Annotated in this window: 10 protein-coding genes; 6 read left to right on the top strand and 4 right to left on the bottom strand. The window is 51.9% G+C overall.

Annotated elements, in window-relative coordinates:
* Nucleotides 1-6 precede the first annotated feature (6 nt).
* Nucleotides 7-1,485 carry a S8 family peptidase gene (locus tag SH573x_RS02195; RefSeq protein ID WP_479352654.1) on the bottom strand — a complete coding sequence of 493 codons (1,479 nt, stop codon included), beginning with the start codon at nt 1,483-1,485 and terminating at the stop codon, nt 7-9.
* 756 nt (nt 1,486-2,241) lie between these two features.
* On the opposite strand from SH573x_RS02195, the gene SH573x_RS02190 reads away from it, so the two are divergent.
* Both SH573x_RS02190 and SH573x_RS02185 read left to right on the top strand, forming a co-directional pair.
* Nucleotides 2,242-2,907, top strand: coding sequence for an ACT domain-containing protein (locus SH573x_RS02190; protein ID WP_479352653.1), 666 nt, complete (start codon nt 2,242-2,244; stop codon nt 2,905-2,907).
* A gap of 70 nt (nt 2,908-2,977) precedes the next feature.
* Nucleotides 2,978-3,715 (top strand): hypothetical protein, encoded by a 738-nt coding sequence (locus SH573x_RS02185; protein ID WP_479352652.1) that lies wholly within the window; start codon nt 2,978-2,980, stop codon nt 3,713-3,715.
* 13 nt (nt 3,716-3,728) lie between these two features.
* On the opposite strand, the gene SH573x_RS02180 is transcribed toward SH573x_RS02185, so the two are convergent.
* The 3 genes from SH573x_RS02180 to SH573x_RS02170 form a co-directional block, all read right to left on the bottom strand.
* Entirely contained in the window at nt 3,729-7,712 is a 3,984-nt protein-coding gene (locus SH573x_RS02180; RefSeq protein ID WP_479352651.1) for an RAD55 family ATPase, read from the bottom strand.
* On the bottom strand, nt 7,709-8,338 hold the full coding sequence (locus SH573x_RS02175; RefSeq protein ID WP_479352650.1) for a hypothetical protein: 630 nt from the start codon (nt 8,336-8,338) through the stop codon (nt 7,709-7,711). The genes SH573x_RS02180 and SH573x_RS02175 overlap by 4 nt, the downstream gene beginning before the upstream one ends.
* A 598-nt stretch (nt 8,339-8,936) precedes the next feature.
* Complete coding sequence (locus tag SH573x_RS02170; RefSeq protein WP_479352649.1) at nt 8,937-12,881, bottom strand: SUMF1/EgtB/PvdO family nonheme iron enzyme; 3,945 nt, start codon at nt 12,879-12,881, stop codon at nt 8,937-8,939.
* A 292-nt stretch (nt 12,882-13,173) separates the two neighbouring features.
* Between SH573x_RS02170 and SH573x_RS02165 the strand changes: the two genes are divergently transcribed.
* The 4 genes from SH573x_RS02165 to SH573x_RS02150 all read left to right on the top strand — a co-directional run bounded on the left by SH573x_RS02165 (nt 13,174) and on the right by SH573x_RS02150 (nt 16,823).
* Nucleotides 13,174-13,905: a zinc ribbon domain-containing protein gene (locus SH573x_RS02165; protein WP_479352648.1), complete on the top strand. Its 732-nt coding sequence runs from the start codon at nt 13,174-13,176 to the stop codon at nt 13,903-13,905.
* A gap of 183 nt (nt 13,906-14,088) precedes the next feature.
* Nucleotides 14,089-14,964, top strand: coding sequence for a ThuA domain-containing protein (locus tag SH573x_RS02160; protein WP_479352647.1), 876 nt, complete (start codon nt 14,089-14,091; stop codon nt 14,962-14,964).
* Nucleotides 14,965-15,092: 128 nt separating this feature from the next.
* Nucleotides 15,093-16,439, top strand: coding sequence for a sensor histidine kinase (locus SH573x_RS02155; protein ID WP_479352646.1), 1,347 nt, complete (start codon nt 15,093-15,095; stop codon nt 16,437-16,439).
* A 192-nt stretch (nt 16,440-16,631) separates the two neighbouring features.
* Entirely contained in the window at nt 16,632-16,823 is a 192-nt protein-coding gene (locus tag SH573x_RS02150) for a hypothetical protein (RefSeq protein WP_479352645.1), read from the top strand.
* The last annotated feature ends 21 nt before the right edge of the window (nt 16,824-16,844 follow it).

Below are 16,844 nucleotides of genomic sequence, written 5' to 3'. Positions count from 1 at the left end.
TCGGAATCAAGAGCGCAGCGCTCGCTCGGTCTCTTCGATATCCAGGCGCCAACTGTTACTTCGCGCAACTTGTTTTAGCGCAGTGGCTACTTCTATAGCAGAGCAGTTGGTCTTCTCGCTCAAACTGGCAAGCAAACCAGAAAGAACGCCTGTCGCCAACGAGGTACCCGAGTGCATGCCAATAGAGTGCTTGCCGAGTTCAGGCAACCAGGGTTGGACGACCAGCAAATCAACGCCCGGTGCTAAAACATCGTAGAGATCCAACGATCCTGACCAACAGTTCCCCTTACTGTCGCACGCGCCGACGTACAATCCCTCTGTGCCCAATCGATTGGTATGCGCCCCCCGATTTCCAGCCGACATGACGGGCACGATTCCAATCGCCTTTATCTCGCGAAGAATCCAATCGATCGCTTTAACGCTGCCAGCGCATAACTTGATTGGCAATGCGATGCTGATGTTACAAATATCTGGGCCTACAAGCCCGTGATGACTCAGCGAACGTCTGCCACGGCTGATAACCTCGTCCAAGCCTCCAACAACCTGCAGCTTGGTACCACCTTCGCGCATGGGACCGCCCGACAACGCGTTGATGACAATGGCCTGGGATTGTGGCGCAATGCCAATTTGCACTTCCCCGCTGGTTGGCAGTCCCAAGCTCTTTTGCCCAACTGGTCGGGCGAGAATACTCCCCAGCACTTTCGTTCCATGGCAACCTCGATCCTGGCAATAGAGGTTGTGCTTGACGAAGCCCTCGTAGTCTAAATGAACATATTCCTGAACCGATTGATTCAAGGCTGGGTGTTTTTCGTCGCAACCAGAATCGATGGAGAAGATGGACTTACCACGCCCCACATATTCCGCCGCCAATCTGTCGAGTCCTGGAACACCTAGCGATTCCAAATAGGCATAACGCCCCTGTCCAAGCTGGCGGACGTGAGCCAAGACTCTGTCAAAGTTCTCGCTGGGGTCATAGACCGCCGCTGTCACAAATTCTTCCTGGCCTCTTTCCGGAACGTAACAAGGTTGATCAATGACGATGCCAGTAACGGGTGAACAAGCGGCAGTTAGTTGGTCAAGACTCAAGAAACGCAGCAAGTCTTCCTGCGGCGCTCGTACCAGAACCACACCGACTTCAGCCCAAATATGGAGCTTGTCAAACGGATAGCAGTGATTGCCATATCGATCCCAGAGTTCGATCATCCGATAGTACTGACGAAACTTTGAGTCGAAGGACCTATTAAGCTTGTCGACGAGCGGCAGGTCCGACGCCCATACCTTCAGCATGTCGTCATCGGCACGCAACAAGAAGCCTATCGAGTGGATTCCTGAATACTGCGCGGACAAGTAAGCAATCGCTTCATCCCGATCAGCGGTCGAGAGCGGTAGGGCTCGATCGGTCATGTCGAAGTGACGGGAAGAATCCCATTCCGACTCCGATGCAATAGAATCAGCGCCGAAAGGCGGAGCTAATGTTGGAGGCATCACAAATCCTTTGCTGACGTGCCTATTCCTTTAGGAACGACAAGTGAAACACAAGAACTCTGGCAGGCAGGCAGGCGGAGGTGGGAGCAACCAGGCTGATGCTAGTTGCCTGAGATTAGATTGGACAGCTTCTGAAATTATATCGTTTACAGCAAGCCGGGCAAGTGATGGCATATTAAGGCACTGCAAAACAATAAACTACCGGACTTATCGTAACGGGGTAACTTGTCCTACATTGAAACTTGTTAGCGTTCATGGGTTCGATGCCGATGATCCAACTAAGCCGAACATCATACTGTGGCTACAGTTGCGTCAAGCGATCCACTGCAGCTTCGCTTTTTCCGCAAACTGCATTTCGACATCGTTGTTCGCAGATTGAATTCAACTGAACTGTCTTTGATGTCAACATCATTTGAGTCTTGAGAACTGGGAGTCCGGTAGTTTATTGTTTTGCAGTGCCTAACCGCGCGGGGACATGTCCAACCCCAGCGCTAATCTTATTTTGCATATTTTCGCGACCTCTCGCGCAAATCTTGCGTCAACGATGCCTTCATAAAGTTGTCTGAAATCGATTGACCGGGAGCCGCGGGATTTGCTGTTGGGCGACCTCTGTGCAACCTCCTCGACCTTTGAGTCAAAGATGAACTGACGACAAAATTTTGGCAAAAGTTTCGATTCGATTGAAACTTTGGGGATTATCTAACGGCGAGCAAATTCGCTCGCGTGTGACTGATCACTTTTCAAAGGAGCGCGACCATGTCTGCATCGACCTCGTACGGTATTCTGACCACAGTTGGCCTGGATCAAATCGGCTATGTAAACAAAGTGACGGACTATCTGGCTGAAAAACATGCCAACGTCGAAATTCAAACGTGCACCAAGCTGGGTGGCTATTACGTGACGAGCACCTGGTTCTCGGCCACGCCAGAATCGATGTCGATCATTTGCAATTCAGTTAATTCCAGTCTCAGTGCCTATCATCCGCAGTTGCTACCGGTCGATGCGCCGATCACTACTACAGACAGTTCGGCATCCGCGATCGATTGTCTCTTGTCCCTGTTTGCACAGGACAGTCCTGGCATTTTACGACAGTTAACCGAGTTATTGGCACGCAAACATGTCACGGTTGCATCGATGGCCGCATCTACCTACCCGGCGCCGTTCCAAGGCGCCCCAGTGTTCATGGCTGAACTCAAGCTCTGCGTTCCTCATACCAACACCATACGCTGGCTAGCCGCATCGATTGAAGCCTGGGAGGCGCGTTACGGTTGGGATCTTACGCTCGAGATCGAAACACCGGACAAGCCGTTGAAGACATTGGTTCCACATCATGCACCTTACCCCCCTGGCCGCTTGTTTGAACAAGCATTCTCAACAGCCGAAGAAACTGACTGGGGATATCGATTGGCCGAAGGTACTTAGTCCGGACTTCAACCAACTCTTCTGTTTTTACTGCAACCTATGTGCGGCATAGTTTGCATTGGAGGGCATCATGACTGGCGGCGATCATACTTGGTCCGAGCTTGCGAGTATTCGCGACATCGTAGCTGCTAAGCACCGCCAGCATTTTCCAACGGCATGCTCGCAGGACTTGGAAGACGATATCAATGGTGCCTTCGCCTTGTTAGTTTCCAAGTTGAACGAAGGAAGCTTTGTCTGGAAGCACATCGGTGGCGCTGTCAACTTCGCCACCACAGCTGCCAGACACTTGGCTCTCAAACGACTCGAAAGGTCTTATAAATACCAAAGCTACGACGAGCAGTTAGCGGAGTTCAGCTTGGCGGACAATCGCGAGCTTTGCGACGAAGCCGTTCAAGCGATCTCGCAAGCAAACCTCTCGCCCCGAACCTGGCTGGCACTCCACTTGCTTTCCTGCGGAATAAGCCCGGACAATATCACCAAGTTTTTCGCATCTTATGCGTACCGATACGAACTGCGCCGGCTCGGTCGTCGCCTGCCCCGATCAACTCTGCTAGCAGTGTACCGGGGACAACTCGAATCGCCGATAGTCTCGCCCCTGCAAGCCGAAGAGCTGAGGGAGCAGACCAAAATCTTGCGAAACGAAGTCATGCTCGAGCTAAAGCGACGAAGATTGCGACCGGATGCCCATGCTACGTCAATCGACTCGCATCTGGTCACCATCGCCGATCGTGACTTGCTCGACATCTGCGCGTCACTGACCCAACTAATTATGCTCGCCAATTCAAATGAAACTCAGCGACGCGCGTAGTCGATTCGGTAGGTTATGGTTTTACAGTGCCTAAAAACCGTTGCCAAATATCTTCGATGGCCGCCTTATTGGGCTGTGGCAAGCGAACCAACTGCTTGAGAGCGAAGCTTAACATGCCACTTAAGTTTCTATAATCTGCGATTCGCGAGCGGCAAATGGTTCGAATCTCGGGCCCTGCCCCGTTAAGGAAAAAGTCGGTATCGAAACACCCCGTGATTGGACCAATGCGAGACGAACTTAACTCACTAAGCTCGATTACTGGCAACCCCACGCCAAGCCTGAATCGATCGCCGTCAGCGTTCTTTCCCGCGATGTACTGAACTAATTTGCTGCCAGCTTCAATTCCAATCGACTTGGCGAGTATCCCCAAATACCATTCTCCGGAAACGGAAACATGTTGAGGAAGCCGTCGGATAACCAAGTCCTGAATCCCGTGAAGCTGACCGGAATTGCGATCATCGTCAGAAAGTGATCGAACCTCTTCTATGGTTTGCCTGAGCGTTGTAAACCAGTGCCGGGACACCACTGCGTTTGTATGTGAGACGTCATACTTGGCACCTGCGAGCCCTGAACCGATTGACAACTGACGCGAGTATTCGCGATGGAGCAGCCGATGATAGATGATGGAAGAATTAACGAAAGCCTCTGAGATCTTCGGGTTGGTACAACCTTCCGAGGCCAGTGATTGAAACGGTACTTTCTCGCGTATGGCACCTGGTTCCAATCTGCTGAGCACGAAATCCGGCGAAGTGGCTGCCAGGATTTCCAAGAACAAGCAGTTCCAGTTCTCCGCCTCGCCCATGGGGAATGAGAAGAATGGCGCAGCATCTCTAGACTCGACAGAAGGTTGACCTTTGTAGTACTCTGCGGATGCACGCAGAATTCCATCCCAAGTAACGTCACTATCCAATAACGACTGGAGTCCGTGCGACTTGTCTATCAGTAAACAGCTTGAGTTATCGAAGAATGGGACCGCCCGATAGGTTCCATTTTCTACGCCAGCCGTGTCGCTAATCTCTGCCAGCCGTGAGCAAAAGCGGTGGGCATACTGCCGCCTGCCATCGGGGCTGGGAAGATCCGCCAAATAGTGAACCGCGTCTTCCAATTCAAACTCGTCGATCTCCACAATGGTCAACGAGTTCAACTTCAAACTGTTCGACAGTTCATAGGGAAAGCGGTGACCGAACGAACCATTCTCCTGAAAATAGACCTTAGCCGGTATTACGGAGTGAATGATCGTTTCCAAGGCGTTCCAATATTTGTCGCTCAAACGCGTTTGACGGCGACGAACAATGCGGACCTCCATGGGCCGAATGTTGCCGTCGGCATCGTACATAAGCGGGTCGATGGTCTCGAATGACAGTGGTTTCCGATCCATCCTATAAACAGCTGTCCGATGGTTCATGTTGGGCGAGCGATTGATCTGAATGGTGTTGACACGTTCGCCCGCCAGGACCCGTCTGCCTAAAGAGATTGATGTGTCCACCTGTTCCAGGATTGCGCGAATAAATCGTGAATCCTTGGGTGCAATCTGTCTATTGGTGACGAGAATTCGAACCCCAAAGGACTTTAGGAGTTTGACTAGCGTGACAGCCCATAGTGGATCCCCCGCCAGCAACGGGCAGAGGTCTTCCCACTCGCCTGGATTGTCCAGCAAGACTCGATGCACATGTTGTGTCTTTGTTCGAGATTCTTCCAGTTTCTTTCGAATGTTCTTAAAGATCTCGTCGGGATAGACCTTACCGGAAGGAATATGACAGCTTTCCACACACCTGCCACCATGCACGTTGAACTCTTTGGTAGGTTGATCTGCAAATACCCTTTCCGTTAACTTCTTGCTGATTTCTTCTTGGGTATAACGCATGCTGATAATCAGCCCAACTCCATACTCACCTTTGTCCTTATCCACGATGGGATCGTCTTGCGACTTTAAAAACTCGAGACCGAATTGGGTTTTGTAAGTTCCCAGTTCGCCTTCCAAGAAGACTACACCACCGCAATTGGGAGACTGGTTATCGCCTTCGAGGATCTCGTCGAGTTTGGGAATGCCGAACTTGGCTGGATACACCTGCCCACCTTCCCGCCGGGAGAGAATGGCCGCATTGGCTTCAGTCGATAGGCTAACTTGAAACCCTCGACCAGAGGTGATCTCGAAGGGATGAAAACCCGGATGTTCTTTCTGATAGCGCGACTTGGTCACGACCATAGTTCGCGTGGTCATACCTAAGCGATCAAAATCGGCAGATGGTCGGTTGTCGTTGGGTCCAGACAAGCGAATGACCGTGTCGGAGATGTCTTCGCCGAAGCTGGTCCAAGTTTTATCATCTTCCTCGGAAAGCAGTACGATGTTTGTTCCCAGGTTCGTCGATTTTCGTAACTCGTTCAAAACCAGGCGGCGTAACGCCGGGTCGTCGAGTTCTGGTTTGTTCCGCCTGGAAACTTTGTCACCGCTAGTGAGCAAGTCTTCGCCAGCCTGCGAAGAATTGCCTTGCCCAGGCGAACTGGTGCCCTCGCCTTTCTCTATATCTTCCAGAATGCGATTGCTAATTGCATTGAGAGAATCAACCACGATCACGCGTGGAAAAACTGGCAACCTTGAACTGGCCACTGTTTGAATCATCTCAAAAAGTGTACGGCCGTGAATCGGATTCTTCACGTCCGGAGCCACTGCCACCAACAGAATGGCCCCGTCCATCGCGGTGAGATAATCTTCTGCGCTCAATTTCCTTCGGCGAATGAAATGATTGGTCACCTTTTTAGGATCGGTGAATATCTTGAACCCCAATCCCGATGTACTGAGCCCCAGCCTCTCTAGGTTGAAATATGCCTGCTGCTCGTCAAACTCCATCGCAAAATACACCGCCAGCCCACCGAGCCTGGCGACGGAGGCGGCCATGGTTAGTCCCAGACTGGTTTTGCCTGTCCCGTATCCGCCGCGCACTAATACGATTCGGCCCGGCATACTATGAGATTCTGATTCGCGATAGGCTGAATCTACATGAGTTTGATCATAGAAAAAGATTCCTCCGCCACCAAAAAGCTCGTTGATCCCTTTGCCGACCAGAGGGAATCCAAACAATAACGACAGAACATACTCTGCGTCGACATTCAAAGAGTTGGAGAGGAAATTAAAAGCATGACCGGTATATTCACAGTCCCCTAGCAACAAGAGATAAGACAAGAAAATACCTGATCTCTTAATCGAATCCAGACCTGGCCCAGCGTCAAATGGACAGCGCGAAACACCAGACAGGCTCAACACAACGGTCGCGGCTTTGTGGTCTTGCCTGCTATCAGCAATCTTGTCACACGATTGCTGAATGATGCGGGCCGTATCTGAATCGAGTTCTGCACCACAACGCCTTCGAATACTCCAGGCAATGCAGTATCGGATTTCATCCCGGCTCATCGTCGGTGCAATATTCAGCCAAATATCATGGTCTTTAGCACTCGCCGCTTGCATGAGCATGCGAGTATTTAATTGGCCAGAACTGGAGACCAAACGCTTCTCTTGAGAGTTTTTGATGCTGATCTTTTCAAGGAATAGCACGAGCGACTCTCGCAGTACATCCGCGTTCAGCCCTTTTCTCAGCGTACCAGAAGCACGGGCAAAATCGATAAAGCCAACAAACGTATCTTCGCTAGCAGCTTTCAGCGACTCGAACAACTTTGCCAGTTGCTCGTCCGAGTGTTGACTCAAGCCACTTAGAGATGGAAATACGGATTCGATCGCCGTGCATTGCTTTTCGAATTCTCTGTCGATTCGCGCATGATCCTCGACATTAGATTTGGATTTGCCTTTCGCAACTTGCAAGCGGCTCTTCTTGAGCTCGTACTTCGATTTCCGCATCAATGATAGGCATGCGAACCTGAGCTCTTGCCAGCCCATGTAGCAGGCAAAGTCTGCAAACCACATCACAGCAGCGCGTGGACCACCAAGCTCCGCAATCCATTGCCGTTCGTCTACGCCAGATAGGGTGGGTTCTTTTTCTTTCATGACGCTCCGACAGTTTCCTCATCTTCTACGTCGGTCTCGGACCAGCCTGCTCCATTAAAGACCCGAAGCGTCTCTGGCGTGTTGTCCACTTTGAAACTGCCAGGTTTGATCACTGGACGCGGGAGGCCACCGATTGACTTGACGGGAGCCTCAAGTTCGAACCGCACTTCGCCTGCGTATATGCCCAGTTCGGAGTTCTGCAAATCTATAAACTGCTGCAGCATATCAAGAGCCGATTGCAGGATATGCCTCTCCTCTATATCTCTACGAAGCATACTCTCCAGAATGCCATTGGCCTCCGATAGCGCTCCAGCCGGCAGTGATTTTCTAAGCCCGTATTTGAATGCTTCATCCACTTTAGGGAAGTTAGCTAGTGGCGATATGTGCCAAGGCGCGCCGCGGGCTTCAGGACTTCGCTTAAAACGAAGCTCAAGCTTATTCTGCTTGGCACGCAGTACAAAGAGATACAGAGAAAATGCATGCTTCCAGACTTTCGCCCAGTCAAACTTTCGTTGTTTCCTGTAGTCTACGATCGTCGTTCGAATACGAGTTGGCAAACGCAGCGAGATTTGCTCCTCTGGTGAGGCGGGCTCACTTCCAATCGAGTCATCAGTTGAAATATTCATCTTCTAATATCATTAAAGTCAGGTCTGGATTCCCGTCTAACGCCACTTTGCTCGCCAGAGATTCAAGAGCCTCAAACAGGCTCGTCAACATCCTATCGGAGTTAATGTATTCAGATCGGGGAATCGCCAAGACTACGAGCTCATCACCGTTGAATTCAAAACATTGATAAGCATTTTCAATCGCGTTCCATGACAGATGTTCAGGGAAGCATCTGTTCGTTGGAGTGGGCCGCTCATTTTCCATGGCTACCCACCGCTGAGCACAAGAGCCACCGACGATAATGAGACGACTGTATTTCGGTGGAATCATTTAAGGCACAGACAGAATGACCTGGCAGCTTGCACAGATCGGGCAAACTGAACTCGATGATAAACGCAGCCCCGAAACTGCCTTCGGGCTCGCGCTGGTTTGTTAGTTTACCCATCGTACTGGCCTTCGTCACGCAATTATTTCTCCAGGCGTGATATTAGTAGCCCTCACCTGGCTCGTCAACGATAGTTTCGACACCTACCACAGCATAAACCACAAAAAAACCTTGCGATTCACAACATTTTGTCACTTTGTGGTAGATCCTCCAGCAACAATCTACCACAGCCACTATCCTGGCGGGCGGCAACCAAACCTAAACCCCAGCCAGGCTTCGCGTTTCTCGCGAACCATCTCGGGCCTGGAGCAAATCGACTTGCAATTGGAGGCGCCGTCTTTCCATCCGCCACCGCAGCCGGCCGCTCGATCCTTTCTGCGAGCTCCCGGGGAAAAGGCCCACTCAACGACGTTGCCATGCATATCGAACAACCCATAGGCATTGGGCGCGTAGCTTCCCACCGGAGACGTCCCGCCAACATGATTTCCGTAATTGGCCTCAGTGTGAAGCAACACCTCGCCCTGATGAAAGTCTGTATGCGTTCCAGCTCGACAAGCAAACTCCCATTGCGTTCGAGTAGGCAGGAAATAGTCTTTCCCAAGCCATTTGCAAAAAGCCCAGGCATCATAAAAAGTTACACATACAATCGGAAACGCGTCATTTGGCGGTTGATCATCAAAGCGACGCCCGCAACCAACCAGGATCGCTTGGATGCAATGGTGAGTGCCATCACTAACTTGCAATCTGCTGTTTTCAAATGCTATATCGAAGACTTGGTATTGCGATCTGGTAACGGGCGTCGCGCTCATCAAGATGGCTGACGAGTCCAGTGGACACTCAACCATAGTGGACGACTTGCTTTGCCAGCTCTCGCTCTGCCAATCAGAGAGCAACTGCGAACTAGAATTTTCCTTGGCTGCGAACTTTTTTATTTGAAAGCTACGCACCAGTTCACCGCTTTTCTCTCGGAAGACCTCCAGTGCCAGCTTACGACTGGCAACAACCTCCGAGTGACTCTCTATTTCCTGAGCGTTGCCCAGCAGCAGTTTCTCGCCGAGCCTCCGCCTGTCTTCACCGTTTAATTCACTGCCTTTGACAAACTTACCTTCCCAGGGGAATAATCGCTCGCACAAAAGCTCATCATCGAACTCGAACAGATGCCAACAACGGTATGTCAGTTCCGTTGGCCGGACGTCCCGACCTTCGATCGCTTTCGGTTGCCGAAACAGTACGCTCAAGGAGCGACAGGCTATCGCGTGATCCATAACCGCATGTTTGATGACTCCGTTCGGATCCTTTGAGACCTCAAGGGGAAGCTGAGGCATTTCGATGGCCAGTTTCCAGGTCTCCTGCCATTCTGGATGCGACGTATAATCCCAAGCGCATAGCTTGGAGAGATCTTGCTTGACAAACCTATCGACAACCGGCCCTGGTCTACGATCTCCGTCGGCAATGATATCCCACTGGGTGGCGTAGCGAGTCAGGTATCGAGCTGCGTGGCATTCGAGCATCTTTCGACTGCGAAACACCAAACGAGCATCTTGGTAGGCTTCCGTTACACTGCGATTACTCAACTCAATGGTTTTCAGCAATTCAATGGCAGTGTTCCAACGGATCTGCGCTTGCAGGATGTCAGCTCTCATTACTTCACGCTGAAATGGACTGGCCTTTTGATAGCGATGCTCCAATTCAAACAAATATCGCTCCAGGCACAATCTCTCGAAATTTTCGACAGCCTCCGTTCCTTCTATCCTTCCGCTGTATTCTTCCAGGAGCATCATTTCAAACGCAAACAGCGTTAACACATGCTCCACCAATTCGAGCCCTCCAGCTGTTTGGACTACCGTGGGATCAACCTGCCGGCCCATCGTTCGAATTTCGATTTTGCTACTGTTCTTGACGATTGCGCGATCAAGCAACTTGCGCGAAGTTACCAAGTAGAGCTGGCTGAGCGAAGAGAATACTGGCAGTGGAGCCCCACGTTCGTCGGCATCATCAATTAAAACACGTATCATCCACAACACCATCGGCAACCCAAGCAACTCGCTCATCGAATCACGATCGGCCAGCGTCTCGGTCCAGCGAGGTCCGATGGCTTTTCCATTGGTGTCAGCGATTCGAAAATACTGGTCTTGTTGTGCTCGATCGAAGGTGTTGATTCTGACCCTCATCCACTGGTCGCTGGAAAATTGTGGTTTCCCATCGCGGTATTCATCGATCGCATGGACACGGCTAGTAATCACCCAGTAGCAACGGTCCGCATCTGTATCGGCTTCGAATAAGTCCAGGATGTGCTGGCGTTCATCACGACGCAACTGGTCAAAACCATCCAAGATCAGCACGGCCCTTTGATGGCGAAGTACATGAGCCACTATTTGATTGGCCCCGGGCTGCGCTTCGATCTCGTTTCGACCTGCCTCCTGCTTGAAGACACGTTCAAGCACTTCACGAACCGAGAGCAGGCGGCCCGAATTTACATATTCCCTCGGCCAACTTCCTTCAAGTCGAATAACCAGAGGTGGTGACTTACAGCCGAACAGTCGCTCCCAATGATTGGGATCTGTCAACAAATAGCTGATTCGATGACTGCAGACCGTCTTACCTGCGCCAGCCACATCGTAGAACAGAATTTTGCTGCCCGGTCGCAGACTATTGGGAGCGCCATTCCACTTTTGCTTTTGAAGCGACAAGGCCAGGACTTTTAACAGACGCTCGTCTTCTTTACCTGGAACCTCTACCATTTCCGGGGCTCCACCGGTTTCGACACGAGGTTGTCCCTCAATCCGCAGACTAGGAGAAACGTAACAATTGAAGCAGTGATCAAGCCATGCGATCGCCTCGCCCTGAGCATTTGGTTGGCAAGCGTTTTTCCACCTCTGATGTACGCGGTTGGCGTGCCTTTCTACTTTGACATCAAAAGAGGAATCGCCCCAAAGTGCAACGATTAGTTCGCCGAAACTGCTCACCGGCGTTACGCGTGGCGTCTCGCTCTCGCCGTGAGCATCTAACCATTGATCATGATTCTCTGGGTGAAGAAAGAACTCATTGAGCCCATGTTGAACCTGCCAGGCTTCTGCCAGCTTATTGACCGTTCCGCGAATCGGGATCAGCCTGAGGTCGTCTATGGTTAGTGGTGCAAGTTCATTCGTCATAAGATCTGGCTGTGCTTGCAACGCGGCGGCCGTGACCCCAATGCGACACGTCGTTGATTTCTGTGGATCGAGTCGTCGCCCAATAGCGGTAGCGATCATGCCAGCGGCTAACAAACCACTGGCCGATGCACCGCTTACCTTGGCCACCAAGGGCGAACAGGCGAGTTTCAGTCGGAGCGTTTGTCTGGCCTCGATGCGCTCAGTCTGCCTGGCACAGCGAGCCGCCAACCAAATGCTCTGCTGCATCGAACGGTCGACCTCGGTGATCCCAAAACTCAATGGATCGAGATAGACGGGAAACTCGGGTTCAAAGGGTTCGACAATCTTCTCGATTCGAAACTTGAGGATTTCGCCAAGAGCATTGCCTCTGATCGTCAATGCTTTGAGTTCATTCCAGCTAACTACCGGTTGCGGGTCTGATTCGAAAATATGCGATAACAATTGATGCAGCGTCATCCAAGTGGCGGAAGTTATGGCAGTTTGTGCGAATGCACCGTAGTGCCAAGCAAAATCCAAGAACCGCAACGCTTCGTCGGTAATTGCCACATTTTCGATGCTTGCGCTCGAGGGCGGAGCGGAATCATGTATGTAGCTTTGTAACTGAACTTTCCAGGCGTGTTGGTAGTGATAACCGGCTTGGGCTAAGTGCCTACAAGCGAGAGCTTGCCAACCTTTGTCACTCTTTCGCCAATGCAGCGCAGCCAGGGTCGTTCGTGTGAGGGCATGCACAACGTCGTCAATCTGCGATTCGGCCGCTTCACCCAAGATGTTCTGGCAAACTTTTTCCAGGTGTCCAAGCGCCGCAGCATCACCGGCCGGAGAAAGTGCCCAACGCGCATACTCAACCAATACAATGCATTCCGGCTGTCTGCCCGCGACTGCTTGAGAATCTGCCGTGGGAAACTGATGGGCAAAATCGCTCAAACTTACCGACCCACGCCAGGATCCAATACACGTTTGCCAATCTTCTTTCATCAACCAAGCGCGGGCAGCTACCTCTAATAATTCATCAAGCCGGGTAGTCATGTTTTCGTCCTTTCAGTTAACGTCCGTTTGCGTTCACCACCTCGCTGTACTCCGACGTTCAAAAAGACCGTCACCAAGCAGCCTCTAACAATACAAAGGCTGCAGATAGCTGTTTTTGACAAAAATTGCATTGGCAATAAGTCCAAAGTGCGAAAAGATTCATCGCAAACATTGCGAATTTGTCAGGAGCGATCTGGATGGCGATTCGTTGTGTTACGATAAGTGCCCCAACCCCGAATTGGAAGTGTCCAGGCGCTTATTGCCGCTGATGTCTTACTGCTGAACCCGCAACATGAAAGTACTTTTTCTGCATGGCTGGCGCAGTGTCATTGGTGGTGTGAAACCAACTTATCTCGCACAGGCAGGCCATAAAGTCTTCAACCCGGCCCTGGACGACGATGATTTCGCCTTGGCCTTGCAAACGGCTCAAACAGAGTATGATCGCCACTTACCCGATGTCATCGTGGGCAGTTCTCGTGGCGGCGCTGTGGCCCTGAACCTGCATAGCCGTGAAACTCCGCTGGTGCTTCTCTGCCCAGCGTGGAAAAGGTGGGGCGAGGCACGAACGCTCAAAGCCAACTCGGTCATATTGCATAGCCGCTTCGACGAAGTTATTCCCTTTGAAGACTCGGAGCAACTGGTTGCCGAGAGCGGTTTGCCAGCGGAAAGTTTGATCGAAGTAGGCAGCGACCATCGACTGGCCGATGACTCAGCGCTAGCCGTCATGCTCTGGGTCTGCGAGCTCTTGAGCTCAGGCCAGCAACTTCCGCAGTTGGATCAGGCCCGTTCGCCCAGCCACGCGCTCAAACCAGGCAACTCCGCCGGCTCGCTGGCCGAAGGCAGCTATATCTGCGATGGCTGCGGGGAGGAGATTGTGATCCCGCTGGATTTAACCGAAGGCCAATCGCAAACATACATCGAAGATTGCCCGGTATGCTGCCGTGCAAGCATCATCCATGTGAGTGTTGCTGTCGATGGCATCGTCGAAGTCTGGGCTGAAGCAGAGCAAGACCGCGACAACTGACCACTCGACAATTTTGACCTGTGGTGTCGCAGTGACCGCACCTGGCGATTCCGCCATGGTCAGTACACCGCAAAAGCAGCGCATGATCTATGTGCCGGTCTATTATCCCTTAATCAGTCACCCCGCAGTAGAATAATGCTGCCTGGTCCAGACTTCGTTGAATAACCCCGAGGAGACACAGTCATGAATCGATGGGTCGTTGTCATGCTGTTGATAATTGCGTGGCCTAGTCTCAGTTGCAGCCTGTACGCCAGCGAGAACGAGTGCATCTTAATTGTGGTCGGACCTTCCAACCATCCACCTGGCACACATGAAGTTGCGGCTGTTGGAAGGCTGATCGAGTATTGCCTGGAGCATATGGAACATAAGTCCGATCTGAAGGTTGAGGTCGTTTATGAATGGCCCGATGCCAAACTGCGTGACTCGGCAATTTCGGTTGTGTTCATCGGTGATACGTTTCCCGCCAACCGCTTGCCCAATGCTGCGCAAAACTTAGCCGACCTCCAAGTCATGATGGACCGTGGCTGTGGCATTGTCTGCGTGCACTATGCGACGGGTTTGTTAGGAGAAGATGTCCAGGCCGATGGTGATCATCCACTGCTGCGTTGGATGGGAGGCTACTTTGCCAATAGCTCCTGCCGCCATCACGAGTCGTTTGCCAAGATTTTTCCTTCGGCAACCATCAAGCCTGCGGCTGCTCAGCATGCCATATGGCGAGGCTGTAGTGAATTCACTTTGAACGATGAACCGTACACCAACAACTACTTCGGCAGCCAAAGCAACCAGCCTGCGGCAAACGTCACTGTCTTGGCAACTTCTATGTTGCCTCCTGAAGCTCCCAAATCCGAAGCAGTGTCTTGGTGCGTTCAGCGCAGCGATAGTGGGCGCGGATTTGCCGTGGTGATGCCGCACTTTTACAGCAGCTGGAAGAATGAAGACCTCAGACGTTTCATACTCAATGGCATTGTATGGACCGCCCATCAGGAGGTCCCGTCAAGCGGCGTACAGACCACGTTACCCGACCTGAAACAATTTCGCCCCGAAGCTCTCAAGCCCTAAACGCTTGGCGAGCGTACGAGAAATTGCGACTGTTTCACAATTGCAAAATGGAGGGCAAGGTATAATTTTCCAAGGGAGGAACCTCCACCGAGTTCCCCTGCAGGCTTCACAAACGAATGATAGCAAAGATGAACCGCGATCGACAGTCCGATGATCAGTTAGCAGCGCTCGCAACCTATTTTACCTCACGTCGATCGGCGATCCTGAACGCCTGGCGAACATCCGTAGAAAATGATCGGGAGCTTACCGCGCCTACTTCCCTCCCTTCAACGCAGTTCAACGATCACATACCTAACCTTCTAGAGGCCTTCGAAAAACGTTTGCGCGAGTGGCCTGGTTCGGAGAGCGCGAACTCGGAACGACAGCGAGCCAAAGATGCAGCCAACCACGGCTTGCAACGCTGGCAACAAGGGTATCGCCTACGCGAAGTTACGCGGGAGTGGGGGCACTTACATTTGTGCCTCGTCGCTGAGTTGGAGGGCTATACGGCCGCTCATCCAAACCTGGAGTCGCGCGTTATGCCAACAGCTTGGCGAGCGCTGGCGGAGTTGTGTAGTCAAGGTGTCAGCGACAGCACGACGGAGTACTTCGAACTGGAAAAGATTGAGGCCGCAGGGCACGTCCGGGATATGGAACAAACGCTGCAAGAAGTGCGTGCATTAGAGCGGCGACGTACAGAGCTCTTTCGGCAGGCCGCGCATGATTTGCGGGGTAATGTGGGCGTAGTCAAAAACGTCACTACGGGCCTTACCCATGAGGATTTTCCGCAGGCCATGCGGGATGAGTTTCTCGGCCTTCTACTACGGAGTGTGACGTCTTTGCATTCAATGCTTGACGAAGTAATGGATTTGGCTCGCCTCCAGGCTGGCCACGAACTTCGTGACGTAGCGCCCTTCGACGCAGCAACATTGTTGAGGGAACTGTCTGAGACTTTGCAACCCTTGGCAAACGAACGAGGCTTGATTTTGACGGTCGACGGCCCCGCTTCCCTATCTGTCGAAGGCGATGCCGTCAAAACGCGTCGCATCACCCAGAACTTGCTGCTGAACGCTCTTAAATACACTACGGAAGGTGGCGTGACAATTAGTTGGGGAGACAGTCGTGACAACGATCCGAAACGTTGGATACTGTGCGTGCAAGACACAGGCCCAGGCATACATGCCGGTCCCGGCGCTCCTTTGGTTGAGGCATTGCAAGAGGCGACAACGGAGTCACTTCAAGTGGAAGCAAAAATAGCTAAAGCAGGCCGGGACTCAGATCCAGTCAATGAATCAGCGTCGTTGGATGCTGCTCCAAAGGGTCCAGATGCACGCCCGGTCCATCAAGCTCGCGGCGAGGGAATAGGCCTATCCATTGTTAAACGACTTTGTGAGATTTTGGACGCAAGTATCGAGGTTGAGTCCACCATCGGCCAGGGTACTACATTCAGAGTTGTACTTCCTCGAAGTTACGCGCTGTGTGAGCAAAGGAAATAGTGAAATACATCTAAGCCGTCAGGTCCAGTGTTGAGGGCGTACCGTTGTTCATCATCAACCGCCAAGTCGCATTGGCTGGCGCTCAGCCGCCCGATACTTTTCTTCAAGCATTCCAGCATGTAGGCTCAGTTTGATCCAAGATAAGCGTTGGCTGCGCGAACAGTCTTTCGTCACAGGCACTGGAGGCGAATTATGCCAAACCAAGCAGAGTTTTTCGTTGGCTGGGGAACCCTATCGTTGATAAACGCCGGCCTGGCTCAGTCCAAAGGCCGCAGCGGTTTCGCGTGGTGGTTGATATCGCTATTCCTTGGGCCGATGGCCACGTTTTTGATCGTGGTCTTTCCCGCGGTGATTTCCATTCAAGCTCTGCCTAAAGAGCTGTAGCAAAAATGTATCGTCGATGTA

The sequence above is a fragment of the Rania fehmarnensis genome (assembly GCF_056494185.1).
Note: the sequence above shows the minus strand (reverse complement) of the source record. Positions and strands in the feature narration are given on the sequence as shown.

Excerpts from the sequence above, each read along its gene's own strand:
- SH573x_RS02185 (WP_479352652.1), top strand. The coding sequence starts at position 2,978 with ATGACTGGCGGCGATCATACTTGGTCCGAGCTTGCGAGTATTCGCGAC.
- SH573x_RS02150 (WP_479352645.1), top strand. The coding sequence starts at position 16,632 with ATGCCAAACCAAGCAGAGTTTTTCGTTGGCTGGGGAACCCTATCGTTG.
- SH573x_RS02195 (WP_479352654.1), bottom strand. The coding sequence starts at position 1,485 with ATGCCTCCAACATTAGCTCCGCCTTTCGGCGCTGATTCTATTGCATCG.
- SH573x_RS02180 (WP_479352651.1), bottom strand. The coding sequence starts at position 7,712 with ATGAAAGAAAAAGAACCCACCCTATCTGGCGTAGACGAACGGCAATGG.
- SH573x_RS02190 (WP_479352653.1), top strand. The coding sequence starts at position 2,242 with ATGTCTGCATCGACCTCGTACGGTATTCTGACCACAGTTGGCCTGGAT.
- SH573x_RS02155 (WP_479352646.1), top strand. The coding sequence starts at position 15,093 with ATGAACCGCGATCGACAGTCCGATGATCAGTTAGCAGCGCTCGCAACC.
- SH573x_RS02165 (WP_479352648.1), top strand. The coding sequence starts at position 13,174 with ATGAAAGTACTTTTTCTGCATGGCTGGCGCAGTGTCATTGGTGGTGTG.
- SH573x_RS02170 (WP_479352649.1), bottom strand. The coding sequence starts at position 12,881 with ATGACTACCCGGCTTGATGAATTATTAGAGGTAGCTGCCCGCGCTTGG.
- SH573x_RS02160 (WP_479352647.1), top strand. The coding sequence starts at position 14,089 with ATGAATCGATGGGTCGTTGTCATGCTGTTGATAATTGCGTGGCCTAGT.
- SH573x_RS02175 (WP_479352650.1), bottom strand. The coding sequence starts at position 8,338 with ATGAATATTTCAACTGATGACTCGATTGGAAGTGAGCCCGCCTCACCA.